The 20,663-nt window shown below is 64.4% G+C and carries 21 protein-coding genes; 9 read left to right on the top strand and 12 right to left on the bottom strand.

Annotation, left to right across the window (positions count from 1 at the left end; genetic code table 11):
- Positions 1-76: 76 nt before the first annotated feature.
- The 7 genes from AC6H34_RS10795 (at position 77) to AC6H34_RS10765 (ending at position 8,175) form a co-directional block, all read left to right on the top strand.
- Positions 77-1,285, top strand: a complete 1,209-nt coding sequence (locus AC6H34_RS10795) for a LysR family transcriptional regulator (protein ID WP_497538813.1) — start codon at positions 77-79, stop codon at positions 1,283-1,285.
- 116 nt (positions 1,286-1,401) lie between these two features.
- Positions 1,402-2,355 (top strand): agmatinase, encoded by a 954-nt coding sequence (gene speB / locus AC6H34_RS10790; RefSeq protein WP_448149994.1) that lies wholly within the window; start codon positions 1,402-1,404, stop codon positions 2,353-2,355.
- Between the two features lie 674 nt (positions 2,356-3,029).
- The gene (locus AC6H34_RS10785; RefSeq protein WP_497538812.1) at positions 3,030-4,400 is read left to right on the top strand and encodes a porin; all 1,371 of its coding nucleotides are present in this window, start codon (positions 3,030-3,032) and stop codon (positions 4,398-4,400) included.
- A gap of 865 nt (positions 4,401-5,265) precedes the next feature.
- Positions 5,266-5,571, top strand: a complete 306-nt coding sequence (locus AC6H34_RS10780; protein WP_497538811.1) for a helix-turn-helix domain-containing protein — start codon at positions 5,266-5,268, stop codon at positions 5,569-5,571.
- Between the two features lie 308 nt (positions 5,572-5,879).
- The gene (locus AC6H34_RS10775) at positions 5,880-7,142 is read left to right on the top strand and encodes a CynX/NimT family MFS transporter (protein WP_497538810.1); all 1,263 of its coding nucleotides are present in this window, start codon (positions 5,880-5,882) and stop codon (positions 7,140-7,142) included.
- On the top strand, positions 7,139-7,555 hold the full coding sequence (locus tag AC6H34_RS10770; RefSeq protein WP_497538809.1) for an ACT domain-containing protein: 417 nt from the start codon (positions 7,139-7,141) through the stop codon (positions 7,553-7,555). Before AC6H34_RS10775 ends, AC6H34_RS10770 begins: the two co-directional genes overlap by 4 nt.
- Complete coding sequence (locus AC6H34_RS10765; protein WP_497538808.1) at positions 7,552-8,175, top strand: uracil-DNA glycosylase family protein; 624 nt, start codon at positions 7,552-7,554, stop codon at positions 8,173-8,175. The genes AC6H34_RS10770 and AC6H34_RS10765 overlap by 4 nt, the downstream gene beginning before the upstream one ends.
- A gap of 17 nt (positions 8,176-8,192) precedes the next feature.
- On the opposite strand, the gene AC6H34_RS10760 is transcribed toward AC6H34_RS10765, so the two are convergent.
- From AC6H34_RS10760 to AC6H34_RS10730, 7 genes are all read right to left on the bottom strand, one after another.
- A complete protein-coding gene (locus AC6H34_RS10760; protein WP_497538807.1) occupies positions 8,193-8,831 on the bottom strand; it encodes an alpha/beta hydrolase family protein in 639 nt (212 codons plus the stop codon).
- Entirely contained in the window at positions 8,828-9,202 is a 375-nt protein-coding gene (locus AC6H34_RS10755; protein ID WP_497538806.1) for a DUF488 domain-containing protein, read from the bottom strand. The genes AC6H34_RS10760 and AC6H34_RS10755 overlap by 4 nt, the downstream gene beginning before the upstream one ends.
- A complete protein-coding gene (gene msrA, locus AC6H34_RS10750; protein WP_497538805.1) occupies positions 9,199-9,723 on the bottom strand; it encodes a peptide-methionine (S)-S-oxide reductase MsrA in 525 nt (174 codons plus the stop codon). Before msrA ends, AC6H34_RS10755 begins: the two co-directional genes overlap by 4 nt.
- Positions 9,724-9,935: 212 nt before the next feature.
- On the bottom strand, positions 9,936-10,454 hold the full coding sequence (locus AC6H34_RS10745; protein ID WP_448150003.1) for a methylated-DNA--[protein]-cysteine S-methyltransferase: 519 nt from the start codon (positions 10,452-10,454) through the stop codon (positions 9,936-9,938).
- A gap of 220 nt (positions 10,455-10,674) precedes the next feature.
- Positions 10,675-11,859 (bottom strand): acetyl-CoA C-acetyltransferase, encoded by a 1,185-nt coding sequence (locus AC6H34_RS10740; RefSeq protein WP_497538804.1) that lies wholly within the window; start codon positions 11,857-11,859, stop codon positions 10,675-10,677.
- 27 nt (positions 11,860-11,886) lie between these two features.
- On the bottom strand, positions 11,887-12,588 hold the full coding sequence (locus AC6H34_RS10735; RefSeq protein ID WP_497538803.1) for an SDR family NAD(P)-dependent oxidoreductase: 702 nt from the start codon (positions 12,586-12,588) through the stop codon (positions 11,887-11,889).
- Positions 12,585-13,205, bottom strand: coding sequence for a TetR/AcrR family transcriptional regulator (locus AC6H34_RS10730; protein ID WP_497538802.1), 621 nt, complete (start codon positions 13,203-13,205; stop codon positions 12,585-12,587). Before AC6H34_RS10730 ends, AC6H34_RS10735 begins: the two co-directional genes overlap by 4 nt.
- 223 nt (positions 13,206-13,428) lie before the next feature.
- On the opposite strand from AC6H34_RS10730, the gene AC6H34_RS10725 reads away from it, so the two are divergent.
- Positions 13,429-13,680, top strand: coding sequence for a hypothetical protein (locus AC6H34_RS10725; protein ID WP_497538801.1), 252 nt, complete (start codon positions 13,429-13,431; stop codon positions 13,678-13,680).
- A 74-nt stretch (positions 13,681-13,754) separates the two neighbouring features.
- Here the strand turns inward: AC6H34_RS10725 and AC6H34_RS10720 are convergent, their stop codons facing one another.
- The 4 genes from AC6H34_RS10720 to AC6H34_RS10705 form a co-directional block, all read right to left on the bottom strand.
- The gene (locus AC6H34_RS10720) at positions 13,755-14,399 is read right to left on the bottom strand and encodes a cysteine hydrolase family protein (protein ID WP_497538800.1); all 645 of its coding nucleotides are present in this window, start codon (positions 14,397-14,399) and stop codon (positions 13,755-13,757) included.
- Between the two features lie 97 nt (positions 14,400-14,496).
- Positions 14,497-16,305, bottom strand: coding sequence for a cytochrome c biogenesis protein DipZ (locus tag AC6H34_RS10715; RefSeq protein WP_497538799.1), 1,809 nt, complete (start codon positions 16,303-16,305; stop codon positions 14,497-14,499).
- 70 nt (positions 16,306-16,375) lie between these two features.
- The gene (msrB, locus tag AC6H34_RS10710) at positions 16,376-16,867 is read right to left on the bottom strand and encodes a peptide-methionine (R)-S-oxide reductase MsrB (protein WP_497538798.1); all 492 of its coding nucleotides are present in this window, start codon (positions 16,865-16,867) and stop codon (positions 16,376-16,378) included.
- Between the two features lie 160 nt (positions 16,868-17,027).
- Positions 17,028-18,077 (bottom strand): FUSC family protein, encoded by a 1,050-nt coding sequence (locus AC6H34_RS10705; RefSeq protein ID WP_497538797.1) that lies wholly within the window; start codon positions 18,075-18,077, stop codon positions 17,028-17,030.
- 455 nt (positions 18,078-18,532) lie between these two features.
- On the opposite strand from AC6H34_RS10705, the gene AC6H34_RS10700 reads away from it, so the two are divergent.
- Positions 18,533-18,793 (top strand): hypothetical protein, encoded by a 261-nt coding sequence (locus tag AC6H34_RS10700; protein WP_497538796.1) that lies wholly within the window; start codon positions 18,533-18,535, stop codon positions 18,791-18,793.
- Between the two features lie 248 nt (positions 18,794-19,041).
- Here the strand turns inward: AC6H34_RS10700 and AC6H34_RS10695 are convergent, their stop codons facing one another.
- A complete protein-coding gene (locus AC6H34_RS10695) occupies positions 19,042-20,661 on the bottom strand; it encodes a GMC family oxidoreductase (RefSeq protein ID WP_497538795.1) in 1,620 nt (539 codons plus the stop codon).
- Positions 20,662-20,663 lie beyond the last annotated feature (2 nt).

The raw sequence follows: 20,663 nt of genomic DNA, 5'->3' as shown, positions 1-20,663 counted from the left end.
TATTGCCTGCAGCCGGTCACGGGGATATGCCAAATACCGGACAATATATGCCTATTTCCAGTCGAGCCGTCTTCTCATGGATACCGCCACCCTCGTCATCGCGCTGACGGTCCTGCGGGAAGGCTCCATCAGGGGTGCCTCCCGTCTGCTCAGCCGGCCGCCCGCAAGTGTCGCCGAGGGCTTCGAGCGTTTCGAGCGCGCCCTCGCCATGCCGCTGGCCCAGCACGCCAAGGGTTCCTTCGGCGTGACCCTGGCCGGCGAAACCCTTGCGCGCAATTCGTCAGGGCTCCTCGATAGCGTCGACGCGCTGGCCACGCTCGCGCGGGTACCGCCCGAGGGGACTCGAAGCTGGGCCGCAGGACATGCCATCCCGATCGCCTCGCTTGCTCACTTCAATGTCGTCGTGAGCAGCGGCAGCATCCGCCGGGCCGCTGGGACGCTTGGCCTCGGTCAGCCGCACCTGTCCCGCCGGATGGCCCGGCTCGAAACCCAGATGGGCTGCCGCCTTCTGGAGCGGACAGGCAGCGGTTGTGAGGCAACGGCGGAAGGTCGCAGGCTCAACGAAATCGCACTCGAGCTTGTCGACGGGGTGGCCGGTCTTACGGTCCCTGCCAAGCGGCGCTTCGCCAGGACCATGCGCACCGTAAGGCTCGGCACCATCATCCCCATCGGCCACGAAAGCCGTCTCGCCAGCCGTCTCGCGCGATTGGTGGCGGAGTGGCGGCGTGAGGCAGTCGCCTACGACCTGCTCGTCAGCGCGACAACCGCCGAAGACCTCATGGCCGGACTTCGGGCCGGGCGCTTCGACATTGCCTTGATGGATACCGCCATGCGGCACCGGCGCTTCGAGAGCCGGGAACTCTTCTCCTCCGAACTCGTGCTTGCCGGCCCGAAGGCGGCATTCACCAACCCGGCGGTACTCCTGTCGCTGCTGGACCTGCACTTCATCGCCGTGCCGAGCCTGCGCAGCGGCCTGCGCCAGCGCATCCGCGAAGTGCTCGACCCCCTGCTGGCGCAGACCGGGCAAGGCGGCCGCCAGCAGGTGGAGGTCGATGCGCTGCCGATCATTCTCAACCTCGTGATGGAGCACGGCTATCTGACCGTGCTGCCGCGCGACGCGATCGCCTCGCTCGAAACTGAGCTCGGCATCCTGCCGTTGCCCGACGCACCGACATTGAGCTTTCACCTGGCCTGGCCGAAAGCCGGCGCGATGCAGCGCGTAGCCGCCCTGGTGGAGGCAGGACTGGCCATGGGGATAGCCGGATCCGCGCACCGGATCGGATGAACGCCGATCCCGCACACCCGCCTTCCTCGCTCGGGAACTTCGGCTGCAATGGTGATCCGCGATTGGACCTCGCGTCATTCCGATCTAGGCTTGCGCCGCATCAGTGGGAGAGCGACATGGCCAGGACCTTCAACCAACCGCTCGGCGGCAATGAGATGCCGCGTTTCGGCGGACCGGCGACGATGATGCGGCTGCCCACCCAAGCCAGCACGGAAGGGCTCGACGCCTGTTTCGTCGGCATTCCCATGGATATCGGCACCTCGAATCGGCCCGGAACGCGATTCGGACCGCGCCAGATCCGCACCGAATCCTGCATGATCCGCCCCTACAACATGGCGACGCGCGCCGCGCCCTTCGACAGCCTGCAGGTGGCGGATATCGGCGACATCGCCATCGACACCTTCAACCTGCCCAAATGCGTGGACATCATCACCGATGCCTATCGCCGGATCGTCGCCGACGGCTGCCGTCCGCTCACTCTCGGCGGCGACCACACACTCTCCTTCCCCATCCTGCGGGCCATGGCCGAGAAATACGGTCCCGTCGGCCTCATCCATGTCGACGCCCATGCCGACATCAACGAGCATATGTTCGGGGAACCGATCGCGCACGGCACGCCCTTTCGCCGCGCCGTGGAGGCAGGCGTGCTCGACACCCGCCGCTGCGTCCAGATCGGCCTGCGTGGCACGGGCTATGCGGCCGACGACTTCGACTGGCCACGCCGGCAAGGCTTTCGCGTCGTGCAGGCGGAGGAGTGCTGGCACAGGTCCCTGACGCCGCTGATGGAGGAGGTGCGGGCCCAGGTTGGCGGCGGCCCGGTCTACCTCTCCTATGACATCGACAGCCTCGATCCCTCGATCGCCCCGGGCACGGGCACGCCCGAGATCGGCGGCCTCACGACCATCCAGGCGCTGGAGATCATCCGGGGCTGCTGGGGCCTCGATCTGGTGGGCTGCGATCTCGTGGAGGTTTCGCCTCCCTACGACCCGGCCGGCAATACGGCCATCACCGCCGCCAACCTCCTTTTCGAGATGCTCTGCGTGCTGCCGGGCGTCCAGCGCCGCACTTGACGCGCCACGACGACATCCCCGCCAGCGCCGTAGGAGCTCTCCGGGCCTGGATACGCCTCGTCCGCGCGTCCGCACCAGGAGCCTCAGGCGCGCACGAGGCGTAACCAGGCTCGAAGCCCTCACAGTCATGCCGGCCAGGGGCGTCTCCGCGCGTGCCGCGCGGGACTTCCCGGACCAGCCGCCACCGATTCCCGTAGCCGTTGGGGGTTCGTCAATGGGATTCGCCCCTGGCGATTCCTCCATTTCCTGGCTCAGGGTCGATCCCATTGTGCCAAATCCGGTCGAAAGCTCCTCCCGGAGCGCCTCGCGCACCCGGGACAGCCGATGCTCCACATCGGCGTCCGATCAAAGCAACCGATATCGCCGCGAACGTCCTTGGATATGGCTTGACAGCATCCAATATGGGTCGCGCCGAGCTGGGTTTTTTATGGCCACTATTGACGATCATGTCTACTATTTTCCCGCATGACAGAATTTTTAAATGTATTAATTGATACAGATAAAAGTATATGTGTTTTATTAGGTACAGAATATATGAGTCACATCAAGATTTTATACGAAATTATATTTTCTACTATTTCACATATTGGGTGTGTCTTTTCGGTGACATGCCTTTTATAAAACAATTATACATACACTTGACTCATCAAAACCCTGTTGTGCAACCAGGGGGAGTGCACCAAGATCACGACAACGATCCCTTCCGGGTCGTGTCCGGATTGCAATTTTTGCGTGTGATCGGGGTCTCGCAAATCGGTCGAAGCACCACCAAGCGGCGCTCTCGATCAAAAAATAACTGTCTTGGAGGTCATCTAATGACGATGAAGTCTCTTCTTCTCGGCGCCGCTGCCGGTATCGCCGCCATCGGCGCTGCCCAGGCCGCCGATCTGCCCATGACCAAGGGTGAAGCCGTTGAGTATGTGAAGGTCTGCTCGACCTTCGGCCCCGGCTTCTTCTACATCCCCGGCAGCGATACCTGCCTCAAGATCGGTGGCGAAGTCCGTGCGAAGTACTACGCTTTCGGCGGAACGGGTTACACTCGTAATGACAACCGCTCGGCCTTCGACACCCAGGGCCGCATCTGGTTCGATGCCCGCACGCAGACCGATTACGGCCTGCTGCGCTCTTATTTCCAGATCAATGCCGACTCGAACAAGCTCAAGGGCCGCGGCGGCGGTGACGGCTCCCGGAATTCCTTCTCGATCGATAAGGCGTTCATCCAATTCGGTGGCCTGACGGCTGGTTACGCGCATTCGTTCTTCGGCTTCTACGATAACGACTACGGCGACACGCTTGAGGCTGCCTACTATGCCGAAGGCAACACCGTTAACCTGCTCGCCTACACCGCCCAGTTCGGCGGTGGCTTCAGCGCCACGCTGTCGATCGAAGACGGTCGCGATCATAGGGTCTATGACGATAGCTGGTCTCGTGCCGTTGCTCCAGGTGGCCAGCAGGTCCCCGATATCGTCGGTCAACTCCGTTATGATGCCGACTGGGGTGCGGTGGCTGTTCAAGCTGCGGGCCATCAGTTCCGCACTGGCGAAGGCTTCCTGCCGAGGAAGAATACCTATGGTTGGGCGGCCGGCGGTTCGGCTGCGATCAAGATCCCGGCAATCGACGGCTGGTTCGCTGTTGAAGGTCAGTATGCCGATGGCGCCCTGGACTATCTCGGCGCTGGCAACACCTTCATCGCGCAGAGCGATTATTTCAGCAACAATGTCAACCATATCGATGGTGGCAAGGGCTGGTCGATCGTCGGTGAATTGGGCGGGCATATCACGCCGCAGTTGCAGGCCGTGTTGGTCGGTAGCTACATCGATACCAAGTATGACGGACTCTTCGGCAATGGCGGCGATTTCGGCCTCAAGGAATACACCATCAGCGCCAACCTGACCTATACGATCGTCAAGGGCTTGAAGATCGCGGGCGAAGTTGCTTATACGCACGGAAAGCTTGATAACGGTGTCTGGTATGATGATAAGGACAAGCCTCGCGATAATTACAGCAACTGGCTTGCTGGCATGCGTATTACGCGCAGCTTCTGATCCAATCTGGAACGCCAAAGCGGTATAGCTTACGAGGGGCTCGGCGATGCCGAGCCCCTCATTTTTCTGATAGTCGCCCGTGCATTTGCTGTCGATTTGCTTCAGGAGATCGTGACGAAGAGCCCGTTCCCTCAGCAAACACCTACCTGCGCTCAGGTCATCCTAGAGGTGACCCGCAAGCGCTGGCCCTGGTTGAAGCGTCTATTTGCCCACAGCGCCTACGATAGGCCCAAGCTCATGGATAATACCGCCCATCTCGACTTCGCTCGGGATCATTTACCGTTGCGACGATCAGAAGGGCTTTCCGGTTCTGGGCCCGCCGCAAGGTCGCCTAGCGAACCCTTGGCCGGATGATGCGACGGCACAGCCCTGTACGCGACTGAGAACGGCGTATCGATACCTCACACGCCATTATCCTCGTGGCTATTGACAAGAATCTCTTGCTGCGCAGAAGCGCCCATCCACGATTCTCAAAATGGGTTCTTACACGCTTAATGCGTGTGTGCGACTTTCACACCTAAAGTCCCGCAAATTATGGCATGGGGTACCGAGGTTTCCAAGAGCAAACATATTTTTACATAAGTTAATAATATCTGTGTATATTTCAAATACACTACTCAGATATTTTTCTGTGAGCATTTTATGTAAAACAAAACATTTAATGTAAACTCTTTTCTTTCTATATATGAAATATAAATTTATTTATGTAAAAGAAAATATATATTGCAAACGTATTTCTCATTTAGGTAATGTATGAGATAGTTTTTGACGTATTTGATTCCTTTCCTAAAAATCTACCGTCAGAAATTTATTATGCTCCTATGAAATCACCATGGGGTGGTGGGTGAACGGCTCGAGCATTCCAATGAAACGCAATCTGGCGGGGCGCCGGACGCGTTCCGTGCAAAAGAACATCACTCTCATGCAGGTGCACTGGCAGGCCTTCGGCGAGGATCTGCGCGCCGAGAGGACACGGCGTGGTCTTACCTACCGTCAGTTCGCGCAGCTTACCGGCGTGAACTTCAGCACGCTGGCACGGCTGGAGAGCTTCTACACGCCCTGCAACACCGAGACATTCATGACGCTTGTCATCGAAATCGGAAAGGATCCCCGCGACTATATCTCGCGGCGCTCGGTAGGTTTCGCCGACTGGGTCAAGCAGGCCGATTGAGAGCGTCCCTGGCGATAGGACTCCGGGAGAGACCGTCTCTTCGAGGATCACATGACGTCGGACCCTCGTGCCCGTCATTCCGGCTGGAGCGTGGCGGAACACCGGAATCCACGGACACCCGCCCGCATTGAAAGGGCGACGAGCGAGCCGTACATCTTGCGAGACCGCGTTCACGGGTTCCGGCGCTTCTGCCGGAATGACGGTTGGTGGCAACGTCGCGCCAAGATCGCGGTTGAGTGGCGGGCATCGTCGGCCTATTGGATAGTGTGAATGATCGTTTTCACACCGTTCCTTTCGAAACGAAGATCTTGACCGACAAGGTTTTTGATACCGCGCCGCGTTCGCCAGCCGAAGCGCCCGCCGAGATGCCTGCCGCGCCGCTCCTGCACGGCCCGATCACGGCCGGCCGCATCCTGCTCGGCGCGAGCTTGGTCCTGATCGCCTTCAACCTGCGCGCCGTCTTCTCCAGCCTGTCGACGGTGCTGCCCGAGATCGTCCATGACACCGGCCTCGGCACCGTCTGGGCGAGCGTGCTCACCACCCTGCCTGTGGTCTGCCTCGGCATCTTCTCCTTTCCGGCGCCCGGTCTCGCCAGACGTTTCGGGGCGGAGCGCGTCATTTTCGCCTGCATGCTGCTCATCGCCTTCGGCACCGCGCTGCGCGGCCTCGGACAGCCGCCTTCGCTCTTCGCCGGCTCCTTCCTGGCCGGCGCCGGCATAGCGGTGATCAATGTTCTACTGCCGGGCCTGGTCAAGCGCGACTTCCCCAGGAGCGTCGCGCTGATGACCGGGCTTTACACGATGGCCCTGTGCGGCAGCGCGGCAGCGGCCGCTGCTTTCACGGTCCCGCTGGAAAAGGCACTGCCCGGCGGCTGGCCGGCAGCTCTTGCGGTCTGGGGCCTGCCGGCCCTGGCGGCGGCCCTGATCTGGACGCCGCAGGCCCTCGGCGGCGGGCCAGGCAAGGCGGCGGCGAGGCCAGCCGCGCGAGGCCTGTTCCGCAGCCGCCTCGCCTGGAAGGTCACGCTCTTCATGGGGCTGCAATCGGCGATGGCCTATATGGTGTTCGGCTGGATGGCACCGATGCTGCGCGACCGCGGCATGGAAAGCGCCACGGCGGGTTTCATTCTCTCGCTCTGCGTGGTCTTCCAGATGCTGGCCTGCCTTGCGGCACCGGCGCTCGCCATGCGCGGCCGCGACCAGCGCGGCGTCTGCCTCCTGATGCTCGCCCTCGGCGCGCTCGGCTTTGCGGGCTGCTACTGGCTGCCGCTATCGCTGGCCTGGATCGGCGGTGTGCTCAACGGCATCGGGCAGGGCGGCCTCATCGCCCTCGCGATGACGCTGATCATCCTGCGCTCGCCCGATGCCCATGTCGCGGCCCGTCTCTCCAGCATGGCGCAGGGCGTGGGATATATTCTCGCCGGCTTCGGCCCCCTTCTCGCCGGGGTACTCCGCGGCGCCACCGGCAGCTTCGCCGCGCCGACGCTCCTGTTCATCTGCATCGCGCTGGTCGGCTCCTGGGCCGCCCTCGAGGCCGGCCGCCGCGAGACGGTCAGGACACAGGATCCACCATGACGGGCGAGACCGATCTGGGACGCCTCCTCGCCACCATGAGGCCGGTGCTCCGGCCGGGACGCTTCGTGTTCACGACCGTGCCCGGAGACACGCCTCTTCCGGCCGGCGTCGAGCCGGTCATGTCGTTCCGGGAGACGGAAGGGCTGACGCTGATCCTGGCGGAGGAAGCGGCTGCGGCAGCGAGCCTGCGGGGTATCTATCCATGCCGCATGATCACGCTGGAGGTACATTCCTCCCTCGAGGCAGTGGGATTCCTGGCCGCGATCACAAGCCATCTCGCGCAGGCCGGCATGGGCGTGAACCCGGTATCGGCCTTCCACCACGACCACCTCTTCATCGCCGCCGCCAGGGCGGAGGAAGCCATGCACCTCCTGGCCGACCTCTCGGAGCGCCACCGGGCCGAACAGGCTTGAGCGCGGAGCTCGAAGCCCTGCTCTCGGAGTTGCGCGCATGCCGCATCTGCCGCGACAGCCCCCGATATGGGCCCGCCCTGCCGCATGAGCCGCGCCCAGTCATACAGGCCTCCACCCAAGCGCGGCTCTGCATCGTCGGCCAGGCGCCCGGTATCCGCGTCCACAATACCGGGCGTCCATTCAACGATCCCTCGGGCGTAAGGCTGCGCGGATGGCTCGGGATCGGGGAAGATCTGTTCTATGACGCCGCCAAGGTGGCGATCGTGCCCATGGGCTTCTGCTTTCCCGGCTTCGACGCCAAGGGCGGCGATCTGCCGCCACGCCGCGAATGCGCCGATGCCTGGCGAAGGCGCCTCTTCGAGCTCATGCCGAACATCGAACTGATGCTGCTGATCGGCCATCACGCGCAAAAATGGCATTTGCGATCACGGGCTCTTGCCGGCGGGATGACGGGAACCGTGGCCCGCTGGCGGACTATCCTAGGGGACGAGGCGCACCCCCGCATGCTGGTGCTTCCTCACCCTTCCTGGCGCAACTCAGGTTGGCTGAAGCGCAATGCCTGGTTCGAACAGGATCTCCTGCCGGTGCTCCGAGCGGAAGTGACGCGGTTGCTGGGGTGATCAGGGCCGTGTTGCGCTCAGGGTGCCACTCTCGCCACCCAGGCGGCGACCGCCTTCGCCATGTTCGCCATGTGATCGGCAGGGTTGAATCCCGAAACCGCCTTGCGCGGCCTGAGGTCGTGGTCGCCATCCTCCAGCCAGAGCAGTTCGATGGCGGGCGACAGCGTGTAGGCGGCAACTTCCTCGCGCGTGCCGAACGGATCGCGCGTGCCCTGCACGATCAGGGCCGGCGTCGCCAGGGCCTGGAGATGAGCGGTTCGCAATTGCTCGGGCCGCCCCGGCGGGTGGAAGGGATAGCCGAGGCAGAGCAGGCCGGCGACCCGGCCGGCAGCGTGAAGTTCGTCCGCCACCATGCTGGCGACACGCCCGCCCATCGACTTGCCGCCGATGATCAGCGGACCCGACGCGGCCAGCGCATCGACCGCCGCGCGATATTCCGGCATCACCTTCTCGGCCTTTGGCGGGGGCTTGACTCCGGCTCCGGTCCGGCGTCCCGCCATGTAGGCGAATTCGAAGCGGGCGACACGGAAACCTGCGCCCGCCAGAGCCGTCGCATTCGCGGTCATCGCCGCCGAATCCATCGGCGCACCGGCGCCATGTGCCAGGAGTATGGTGCAACGGGCGTGCTGGGGGCCGTCGAAAAGAAAGCTGGTCATTGCCCCCGCTCGTCCGCCCCGGTCTCGCGAAGATAATCGGCGAGGGCTACGGCATTGTTGTGAAGGGTATCGCTGGCACCATACAGGAGCGTCACGGGTCCTGACCCTGCAAGCCCTCGCAGCCTCGCGACGGTCTCTTCATTGCCGGCGAGTTCGATCCTGTAGCGCCGACGAAACTCGTCCCAACGGGACGCATCGTGCCCGAACCACTTGCGCAGATCGGCGCTTGGCGCAACCTCCTTGAGCCAGAGGCTCAGGGAGGCCGTGTGCTTGCTGATCCCGCGCGGCCATATCCTGTCCACGAGCACGCGTTGCCCGTCTCCGGAGGAGACGGGTTCGTAGACGCGCTTGACGCGGAATCGCCCGCTCACTCTGCCGCCGTGGCCTGGCTACGTACCGGCAATTTCCAGTTCGGGCGCACGAAATGACAGGTATAGCCGTTGGGATAGCGCAGCAGGTAATCCTGATGCTCGGGCTCCGCCTCCCAGAAGGAACCGACCGGCGCGACTTCCGTCACCACCTTGCCGGGCCACAGGCCCGAGGCGTCGACGTCCGCGATGGTATCTTCTGCGATGCGCTTCTGCTCCTCGCTCGTGTAGTAGATCGCCGAGCGATAGCTGGCGCCGATATCGTTGCCCTGCCGGTTGCGCGTCGTCGGATCGTGAATCTGGAAGAAGAATTCCAGCAAGGCGCGATAGCTGGTCTTGGCGGGATCAAAGACGATCTCGATCGCTTCCGCATGGGTGCCGTGATTTCGATAGGTCGCATTCGGCACGTCACCCCCGCTGTAGCCAACCCGGGTGGAAATCACACCGGGCTGGCGCCGCACCAGGTCCTGCACGCCCCAGAAGCATCCACCGGCCAGGACAGCCCGTTCAGTCGAGGCAGTCATAGTCAAACTCCTTTGAGCTCAATCTTGCAGAGCCGAATATAGGAAGTGTAGCGCTGGCTTGCGAGCCGCCACAACTTTTGTTGAACGAAGGGGAGCCCAGGCTCGAAAAGTCGAGATGTGCTCTCCCGGCGGGGCGCCTCCTACTCAGGGGAAGGGGGCGAGGCCGGGGTTGCGAGACCTGGATCAGCAATCCGCGACCCACACGTGCCGGCTCAGGCGGCCCGCTGCGCCACCGCCCGCCGCTCACGCTCCAGCAATGCACGCTTGCGGCGGACGCCCCACCGGTAGCCGGAAATCGAGCCATCCTTCTTGAGAACGCGGTGGCAGGGCACCAGGATCGCAATCATGTTGGCGGCTATCGCCTTCGTGACATCGCGCGCATCGCGCGTGCCGAGCTTCGCCGCCAGCGCGCCATAGGAGGTGGTCTCGCCCATCGGGGTCTCGCGCAGCAATCGCCAGACCTTCAACTCGTAGCCACTCCCGCGCGGATCGAGCGCAAGCCCCGGATCGCCCTCGGGACTTTCGACAAGGCGGGCCAGCTTCGCCACCGTGTCGGCCAGGCCGGCTTCGTCCGGCTCGATCACGGCCTGCGGCAGACGTTCACGCAGGGCGTCGAGCAGACCCTCCCACTCCGTGCCGAACTCGAAGGCCACCAGTCCCTGGTCGGAAACGGCGACCAGAAAATTGCCGAGGGAACTGCTCCCCCACGCATAGCGAATGGAATCGGACATCGCACTCTCCTCCTGGGTTATCCATCTCGGATCGTGGATAGCGCGGAGGGAAGCGGTCGGGCGACCCGGTTCCTGCTTTGCGGCAGACAGCGAGCCCACTCGAGGAGGGCACGATCACGCTGGCACTGGTCGTGACAGCGGCAATGCCGATGCGCAAACGGTTATCGCGGCGATGACCGGGCCCGGCGCCGCACGGGGACGGGCACGAAACGGGAGGGCCTCACACGATCTCCAACGCCAGGGCGATGCCCTGGCCGCCGCCGATGCACAGGCTGACGATGCCCCGCTTCAGGCCGTCGCGCCTCATGGAATGCAGCAGCCGGGTCGTCAGCACCGCGCCTGTGGCTCCGATCGGATGGCCATGGGCGATGGCACCGCCCTCGACATTGACGATATCCCTGGGGATGCCAAGTTCCTTGATGGCGGCCAGGGGAACGGCGGCAAAGGCCTCGTTGATCTCCACCCGTTCGACATCGGCGAGCTCCCACCCCGCCCGCTCCAGGGCAATGCGGATCGCGGGCACCGGGCCGAGGCCGAACAGGCCGGGTTCGACGGCGGCGACGCCGTAGGCGACCAGGCGGGCGGCGGGCGAGAGCCCCTCCTTGTCCGCAAACGTCCTCGAGGAAACGACCATGGCAGCGGCGCCGCTATTGAGGCCGGGTGCATTGCCGGCCGTGATGGTGCCGTCCTTTCGGAAGGCGGGCTTCAGCCTGGCAAGGATCTCGATGGTCGTGTCCGGGCGAGGAGCCTCGTCGCTGGCGAAGAGTTCGGAACCCTTCCTGCCCCTCACCTCCACCGGCACGATTTCAGCCTCGAACCTGCCGGCCTTCTGGGCGTCAGCGAAATTCTGCTGGGAGCGGGCGGCGAATAGGTCCTGGGCCTCGCGCGTGAGCTGCAATTCCCTGACCAGATCCTCGGTGTGCCAGCCCGAATGCTCCCCCGAGAAGGCATCGTTGAGGCCGTCGGTGAGCATGCTGTCGAGGAGTTGCGCAGGCCCCATGCGATATCCCCAGCGCCCGCCTTCCATGAGATAGGGTGCGCGATCCATGTTCTCCATGCCGCCCGCCACGGCGGCCTCGACCTCGCCGGCGAGGATCTGCTGCGCCGCCGTGACGACCGCCTGAGCGCCGGAGCCGCAGACGCGGTTGACGCTGAGCGCCGGCACGAAAACCGGCACGCCGCCGCCGACCGAAGCCTGCCTCGCCGGATTCATGCGGTTGCCCGCCTGGATCACATTGCCCATCACCACGGAACCCACCTTGCCGGCGTCGAGGCCGGCCCGCCGCAGCGTCTCGCGTATCGCGATGGCGCCGAGTTCGGTCGCAGGCGTGCCCTTGAGCGTGCCATTGTAGGCACCGATCGGCGTGCGAACGGGGTGGCTGAGGACGATCTCGGTGGAGGCCATGGTGAAACTCCTGCGGGGGGAAGAGGGTCAAAAATGCTCGACCCAGGGCCGTAATTCGACCTCCAGCGACCAGGCGTCCCGCGGCTGGCGAAGAAGGTCGAGATAGGTTTGGGCGATGCCTTCGGGAGAAAGGGTGGAATCCGGCTGATCGGCCGGGTCCGGGCGCTGCGCGCTGCGCACCCTGCCGTCCACGACGATATGGGCCACGTGGATGCCCTTCGGGCCCAACTCGCGGGCGCTGCTCTGGGCGAGGCCGCGCAGGGCGAACTTGCCCATGGCGAAGGCGGCCGAGTGGGCGAAGCCCTTGACGCTGGCCGTGGCGCCGGTGAGCAGGATGGCGCCGCGTCCGAGCGGCAGCATTCGGCGCGCCGCCTCGCGGGTGACCAGGAACCCGCCATAGGCGCTTACCGCGATGGCGGCGCGCACCGCCTCCGGGTCGAGTTCCGCGATCGGTCCGTGCGCGCGGGCGGAGGCGTTGTAGACGACGACGTCCGGCGCACCGAAGCGGCGGCTGACCTGCTCGAACACATCGCTCACGGCCGCGGGTTCGGTTGCGTCGGCCGGCACGGCGAGGGCACCGATCTCGCCGGCGAGAGCCGCGAGCTTGTCGGCGTTGCGGGCGACCAGCGCGACCTTCAGTCCGGCTGCCGCGAAGCTGCGTGCCACCGCGGCGCTGATGCCCTGGCCTGCGCCGACGATCAGCGCGGTAGAATAGGGTGTCGTCATCATGCTTGTCCTTCGGCCGGTTGCCCGCGGCCATCATCTCGCGTTGAGGGATTCGAGGGCCTTGCCAGGACCGAACGGCGGGCCGCTGCCAGGATCTCCTCCGAGAGATGGGCATCGTCCACGGCCCGCGCCAGCACGAGCGCGCCGACCATTCCGGCGAGCGCGGCGATCGCCTCGTCCCGTCGGCGGATGGCGCCGCCCGGCATGAGGCGCGCGAGCTTGCCGATCGCGGCCTCGATCCCTTCCCGGAAGATCCCCTTGACCGGGCTCGGCCGCCGGCTCGCCTCCGCCGCCAGGCCCGCATAAGGGCATCCGCTGGCCAGGTTGTCGCGATGCAGGCCGGAGAGATAGGACTCGACCAGTTCCCGCAGCGGATCCTCCCCCCGACCAAGCAATCCGTCCCAGGTTTCATGCGAGCGCTCAACGGTCTGGCAGCACGCGGCCTCGATAAGCGCCTCCTTGGAAGGGAAACTCTTGTAGAAGCCGCCGCGCGTCAGTCCGGCCGCACCCATGAGGTCGTCGATGCCCACGCCGTCGAAGCCGCGCTCCCTGAAAAGGTGGCCGGCCGTCTCGACGACACGATCCCGATTCCGGGCAGCCTGTTCGCGGGAAACACGCAAGGGGCGACTCCTTGATTGCGATGCGAGAGTTTTTAGATGATAAATGACATCTAATTCAAGTGCGAATCTCGCCGCGCGGCTCGCTCGAAAGTGGCGATGAGGTCGGACGACCCTTGCCTCGGCGTTTTTACATGGCCGTGCCGCGCAGATTCCCGCTTGCCGTCGCCGCCCACTGGATTATGGTGCGCGTCGCAAGCGAAGAGTCCTCTGGCCGGAGCAGAGCATGGACGCAGACGCTTTGAACGGGCCCACGCAGCAAGGTCTGGCGGAGGTCGCCGATATTGCACGAGCCAATGTCAGGTCAGCCATTTTCGCGAACGCGGCCATCGTGGACGATCGATACGCGCTGACCTTTCGGGTCCCGTCCGCCAACGTCGCCGACCGGGAGAAGGTACTCGACGAGATGGAGCGGGCACTGAACCGCTACCGTCCCGATCCGGCAGACCCGACGAGCATCGAGCTGCAGTTCGACTGAGACGCCCAGCCGCGGCCGGACGCCCGCTCACGGAAAATGCTGAAACACGCTCTGCGCGCGTTGCCCGGGAAAACTCAGGCTGCTTCGTATCCGCGCGACTTCGTCTGGGCGCTGCCCGCGCCCTTCAGCTCGCCGAGAAATTCCTGATGCGTCATCGGCCGGGAGAACATCGGATAGTTCTTCTCGACGGCCAAGCGCTGCTCCTCCTCGCTGAGAGTCGCCGTGCAGTCCTTGAGCGTCACGACATCATAGCCCTTTTCATACCCCGTGCGCATGGTCGACTCCACGCAGCAATTGGTCAGGAAGCCGCCCAGGGCGATCGTCTGGATGCCGCGGCTGCGCAGAATGAAATCGAGATTGGTGGTGGCGAAACCGCACAGGCCGCGCTTGCCCTCGATGACGATGTCTCCGGGCTCGGGCTTCAGCACATCGACGATCTCGGCACCCCAGGACCCCTTGCGGAAGGACTTGCTGTCGACAACGCCCTTGAGGATGCCATAGGGGCTCGGCCGCAGCTCGTGATAGTCCTCGGTGAAGGTGATCGGCGCAAACACGATGGTGGCTCCGGCGGCCCGGGCCTGCTTCACGGTCTCCACCGTGTTGGCCAGCATGTTGGTCTGGTCCATCACCCCCTTGACGGCGCCGTGCAGCGTGCCGCCCTCGGTGGTGAAGTCGTTCTGGTATTCGATGAGAACCACGGCTGTCGATTTCGGATCCATTGATCGTCTCCCGGGCTTGACGAAGTTTGCGCTATGTATGGACCAATATGGCGCGAAAGGCGAGGGCGGACTCCCGCCGTTGCGGCCATGGCGCAGCTCATCCGAAGGTGAATGCGAAAGCCTCGGCGCCGGGGTCCTGGAAGTCGATCTCGAAAGTGTGGTCCTCTACCGGTTTGCCCTGGCGAATGAGCTGGTAGAGCCGCTGATTGGTGACGGTGCCGTTTCCGTCGCCATCGACGTCGACGCCATGGGCGTCACCCGGCGCCTTGCCGTCGACCAGTACGTGGAAGCGCACCGGCTTGCCGTCCGGCCCCGGCCCGAGCACGAGGTGCAGGTCGCGGGCGTGGAAGCGATAGACAATGCCGCCTCCACCGGCATTGAGGGTCGCCTTCTCCTTGTCGACCGTCCAGTCGCCCGTGAGGGTCCATTGGTTGAGGTCCAGCGGCCCCGCCTTGGCGTAGACCTGCGACTTGTCGACCACCATGCCGGAGGGAGCGATGAAGTTGTCGGCGCGCTCATAGCCGATATAGGTCTCCGGCGAGATCACATCGTTCATGTCGGCCGCAGCTTCCGCCCCCTTGGCATCGACTGCGACGGTGCCCTGCGCGACATCGGTCCGGCCCGCCTCCTTCAGCAATTGCTGGATGATCTGTTCGGACTTGTCGTAGTCGCCCTCGCCGAAATGGTGGCCCCGGATGCGGCCCTGTGCATCGATGAAGTAGTGCGCCGGCCAGTACTGGTTGTTGAAGCCCTGCCAGATGGCATAGTTGTTGTCGACGGCGACGGGATAGCCGACCCTGAGGTCCTTGATCGCCTGCCTGACATTGGCGACATTCTTCTCGAAGGCGAACTCCGGGGAATGGACGCCGATCACCACCAAACCCTGGTTCGCATACTTCTCGGCCCAGGCGCGGACATAGGGTATCGAGCGCAGGCAATTGATGCAGGAGTAGGTCCAGAAGTCGACCACGACCACTTTTCCGCGCAGGCCTTCCGCAGTCAGCGGCGGGGTATTGAGCCATTCGACCGCCCCTGAGAGGGAGGGCAGGCGCCCTTCCACCGGTAGCGCATCACCGGCGGCCGGCTTGGCCTTCATCATCATGGCCGGGTTGGCACTCATCATCGCGTTCTGGTCGCCCTGGGCGATCACCGATGACGACGGCTGGGCGTCGGAAGGAGGGGGCTTCACCTTGTCGACCAGAGCCTGCTCGACGCCCGAGGGGCTCGCCAGCGAGACCTGGGTCAGGAAGCCCGTATCGAGGCCGAGCGCGATGGCGCCGACTCCCGCGATCACCAGGACTCCGAGGCCGCGGCGAACCCACTCGCCGACCCCGAGCGATTTCTTCATCGCCGTGAAGACCCGCCCGCCGATCAGCAGGGCCAGGGCGAGCGAGGTGGCGGCCCCGAGCGCATATGCCAACAGCAGGAAAGTAGTCTGTACATTGGCGCCCTGCAGGGCCGCGCCCGAGAGAACGAGGCCGAGGATCGGGCCGGCGCAAGGCGCCCAGAGCAGTCCAGTGGCGACGCCAAGCAGGAATGACGGCCCAACCGAGGAACCTGAGCCGTCCTGGCTCGCCGCGGCCTGCGAGAGGCGCGCGCCGGCGGAGACCAACGGGCGTGTCACCCAGTCGGACAGATGCGGGAAAAGCAATGTCAGGCCGAAGACTGCCAGCAGCCCCATGGCGACCCAACGGCCATATTCGTTGGCCTGGACCGCCCAGCCGCCACCCACCGCGGCGAGCGTGGCGACGGCGGCGAAGGTGACGGCCATGCCCAGCAACAGCGGCAGGCCACTCCTCACGAAGGGCTTGTCTGCCCTGGCGAAGACGAACGGCAGGACCGGCAGGATGCAGGGGCTGAGTATGGTCAGCACGCCACCGAGATAGGACACGATAAAGAGCAGCATCGTCTTCCCTTGGAACCAGATTGGGCGCGCCCGAACCGTCCCGCGGGAAACACCCCGGGAACTGAAAAATTCAGGCAGCCGCCGCGACGAATTTGAGCGCCACGCCATTCATGCAGTAGCGCAGGCCGGTCGGCTTCGGGCCGTCGTCGAAGACATGGCCCAGATGGCCGTCGCACCGCCGGCACGCTACCGCGTTACGGATCATCCCGAAGGAGCGGTCCTCCTTGGTGGTGACGGCATCCTCGAGCGGTGCCCAGAAACTCGGCCAGCCGGTACCACTGTCAAACTTGGTCTTCGAGGAGAACAGTGCGAGATCACACCCCGCGCAGGTGAACCGGCCCGTGCGCTCCTCATGCAGCAATGGACTGGTGAAGGGGCGTTCGGTCGCCTCCTGGCGCAGGACGGCGTACTGGTCCGCGGTGAGACGCTGGCGCCACTCGGTATCGGAAAGCTTGACGTGTTCCTCCGCGGCAAAGGCTGCGAATTGGCCGAGCGCGCGGCCTGCCGCGAGTGCGGCGGCGCCACAGATGCCGGACTTCAAGATCGTGCGGCGATTCAGCATGGTGCTTCTCGATGTTTGATCCGTGGCGACACCGCCACCTGCGATCGACTACGAAGCAATACGCTATTTCGTTACGGGAATAACGCCCGTCACAGCGAGTTGATCCCCCGTGAAGACGCCGAATTTCGCCTTCCGTGCCCGTCGACGCCGCAGGGGCCTCTCAGGAGTCGGCGGACGACTTTCGATGCCTTGCAAACACGGGCCGCAGGAGCAGGGCTGCGATCATGCCAAGCGCTCCGCCGATGATGGTCTCCCAGGCTCGCGCCACGAGTTCGAAGAAATCGTTCTCGCCGGAAACGGCTAGCGTGAGGATCAGCGCAAAGGCATAGGCGCCGCAGGCGATGTCATAGCGCTCGGGCAGGGCCATGGCATAGACGATCATGGCGAGCGCGGCGGCGAGCCAGACCACGAGCGGAGCCTCGACGGCGAGGGGCAGGCAGGCGATGGCGATGGGAACGCCGATCATCGTTCCCAGGATGCGGCTGCGAACCCGGGCGATCGTCGCCGCCGTGGAGTTGGTGATGACATAGGTACAGGCCGCGATCGCCCAGGAGGACTTTTCAAGCCCGAACTCACCATTCAGCGCGACGATCACCAGAGCGGCGGCGGCGGCCTGCAGGCCCATGATGAACTCGACCGGGATCCAATCGTCGAACTCGGTGGCAGCGGCCGGCACCGTGATCGGATGCTCGGCCGGGCCGCTGAGCAGGCGCGGCACCACCGCCGCAAGAACGGCGATCGGCGTCGCGATCAGGATCACGGAGATGTCGTCGAGCCGCAATCCGGCGGTGTAGGCGAGAAGCTGGCCGATGAAGATCTGAGAACCGATGCCCGCGCTGAACGGCGTGAAGCGCTTGAAATATCCGACGCAGAAAGCGCCCGTCACCAGCGGCAGTTCCAATTCGGCGGGACCGCCGATGTGCAGCAGGCGGACGAGCAGGATATAGCTCACGGCTCCCAGGCCGGCGCTGATGCAGAAAAGGGTGAGATCGCGGGAACTTTCCCAGCGCGTGGCGCGATTCTCCGACACGCTGGCCCACAGCGCAAAACTGGCCGCGATCACGCTCAGGGAGACATTTCGGCCGGCATGCTGTTCGATCTGGGGCATGAGGCCCAGCATCGCGGCAAGGCCATAGGCGGTGACGAGCCGCAATCCCCTTACGCGCCGATGTGCGCCCGGATCGACCTGCTCGAGCCGGGCAAGAGCCATGGCCGCGGGGCCAGGACGAGGTTGCGGGGCAGGCATCGCTCAAACCGCTGAATGGCGGCCGAAGAAACCGGCAGCGATTTCGGCCGACATGGCACGGGCCTCGGTCAGGTATCGGATCCGGAGAAATCAGCACTGCAGGGCCGCATACGGCCCAGCCTTTGCAGTAGGCGCCGTTTTCCAATGTAATATCAAGCGTTATCCACGAACGGGACAGGCTATCGAAGGCAGAGGCCGCAGACTGTCCCACCAATCGACAAGCGCAGGATCGTTTCAGCTGCCAGGTCTGTCGCAGTGTCCGAACATCCCAGCATCGCAATGTGCGGACTGTCGTGGAAGGCAGGGAAGTAATCCAACAGAGCGTTGCAGAACCTTAGAATTATCTCGCTTACGCCACAATATGGCCGCAGCTTTTCTTCGAAGTTCAGGCGGGGCTGGACGCAACAAGGAAAGTGCCGATGAAAAAGCTCACTGCCGCCATTGCAAGCTCCGTCTTTGCCGTCTCCCTGCTGGGAGCCGCACCGGCCTTTGCCCAGAGCGCACCGGGGCCGGCGCAGCCGGACGCCAGCACGTCGACACCGGCAACTCCCGCACCCGCGCATGCGAAGAAGGTGGTCAAGCATCCAAAGCACAAGGCAAAGGCTACTAAGAAGATGGCACCCAAGAAGTCGACGGACCAGCCATCCGGTGACGACAGCATGCAGCAGCCGGCACAATAGACACCATCACTCCAGGTAATCTCCCTTACCTGCTGCTTTCGCTTCGACGATCGTCTCCCTGGCATCGGCCTGAAGCTCATATCAACGCCCGCCGAGCGGACTAACGTCCGCGCGGCGGGCTGATTTGGTACGGCTCGCGATCGCGCGACCGAGTCTCAGCGCAGTCTGAGACGCCAACACCATGGTGTGGCAGGGCTTCTGCGCGATCGGCTCTCGTAACCATGTCGCCGCGACTCCACGCGGAGCGCCTACGCGGCGTCCTCGAGCACGAATTCGGCGCCGCGTTCCGCCACCATGATGGCGGGAGCGTTGGTGTTGCCGGACGTTATCGCCGGGAATATCGAGGCATCGATCACCCGTAGTCCCCCGAGCCCATGCACGCGCAGCCGGGAATCGACCACCGCCTCCCCGGCGCCCGGGCCCATGGCGCAGCTTCCGCAGGGGTGGAACACCGAATAGGCACGCGCCCGGATATCGGAAATCATCTCCGCGTCGCCCTGCACCGCCGTGCCGGGTTTCTTCTCCTCGACGATGAGGCTGCGGAAGGAAGGCGTCCTCGCGAGATCCCGAAGTATCCTTGCACCCGACAGCATGTCGGCGACGTCATGCTCGGTCGCGAGGTAGTTCGGCCGGATCAGCGGCGCTGCGCCGGGATCGGCGGAGCGTATGGCGACCTGCCCCCGGCTGGTGGGATGGCAGGGCGATATGCTGGTCGAGAATCCCGGAAAGAGATCCGGCCTGGTGAGCGCGCGCACGCCCGGCACCGCTCGCTCGTAGCTCAGCGGGGAGAAATAGAGCTGCATGTCCGGAGCCGGCAGCTCTGCCCGCGTGCGCATGAAGCCGCCACCCTGGTTGACGCTGAGCGCAAGCGGACCGGTGGAATACATCACATATTGCAGGCCCGCGCGAAGGCGCGCCATCAGTGGCCCGAGCACCTGGTTGAGCGTCGGCAGGCGCGAGCGGTAGACATGGTCGTAGCAAAGGTGATCCTGCAGGTTGGCGCCCACTGCCGGCAGTTCATGCAGCGGTTCGACCCCGGCCGCGCGCAGCATGCCTGCCGGGCCGATACCGGAAAGCTGCAGCAGTTGCGGCGAGTTGATCGCGCCGCCGCTGACGATCACCTCCCGTCCCGCCCGCACCTCGACCAGACGGTCCTTCTGGCGATAGGCGACACCGACGCAGCGCCTCCCTTCGAACAGAAGGCGGGTTGCCAGAGCCTCCGTCTCGACGCGCAGATTCTCGCGACCTCGCGCCGGCCACAGATAGGCCCGCGCCGTCGAAGCCCGGTAGCCGGTGGTGGTGGTGTTGATCTGGTAGTAGCCGACGCCCTCGATGCTCTCGCCATTGAGATCGGCCGAGAAGGGCAACCCGATCTCCTGCGCTGCTTTGATGAAGATCGAAGTCAATGGATGCGCGGTGCCGGCAATCATGCTGACGTGGAGCGGCCCGCCCGCCCCGTGCCAGGGTCCCGCACCCAGGGCGTGGTCCTCCAGACGGCGATAGGCCGGCAGCACGTCGCGCCAGCCCCAGCCCGGATTGCCCATGGCCTCCCAGCCGTCGAAGTCGCCGGCACTGCCACGCGAATACACCATGGCGTTGATCGAGCTCGAACCGCCCAGCACCTTGCCCCGCGGCTGGTAGACCTTGCGTCCGTTGAGCTCGGGCTCCGCTTCGGTCATGTACATCCAGTTGACTTCGGGATCGTAGAAGGTCTTGCCGTAGCCGATCGGCGTCTGGATCCAGAAGCGTCGGTCGGAAGGGCCTGCTTCGAGAAGCAGCACCTTGTAGCGTCCGCTCTCGCTGAGCCGGGCGGCGACCACGCAGCCCGCGGAACCGGCGCCGACGACGATGTAATCATACTCGCTCATGA

The organism is Labrys sp. ALF-8 (genome assembly GCF_059699065.1).
Note: the sequence above shows the minus strand (reverse complement) of the source record. Positions and strands in the feature narration are given on the sequence as shown.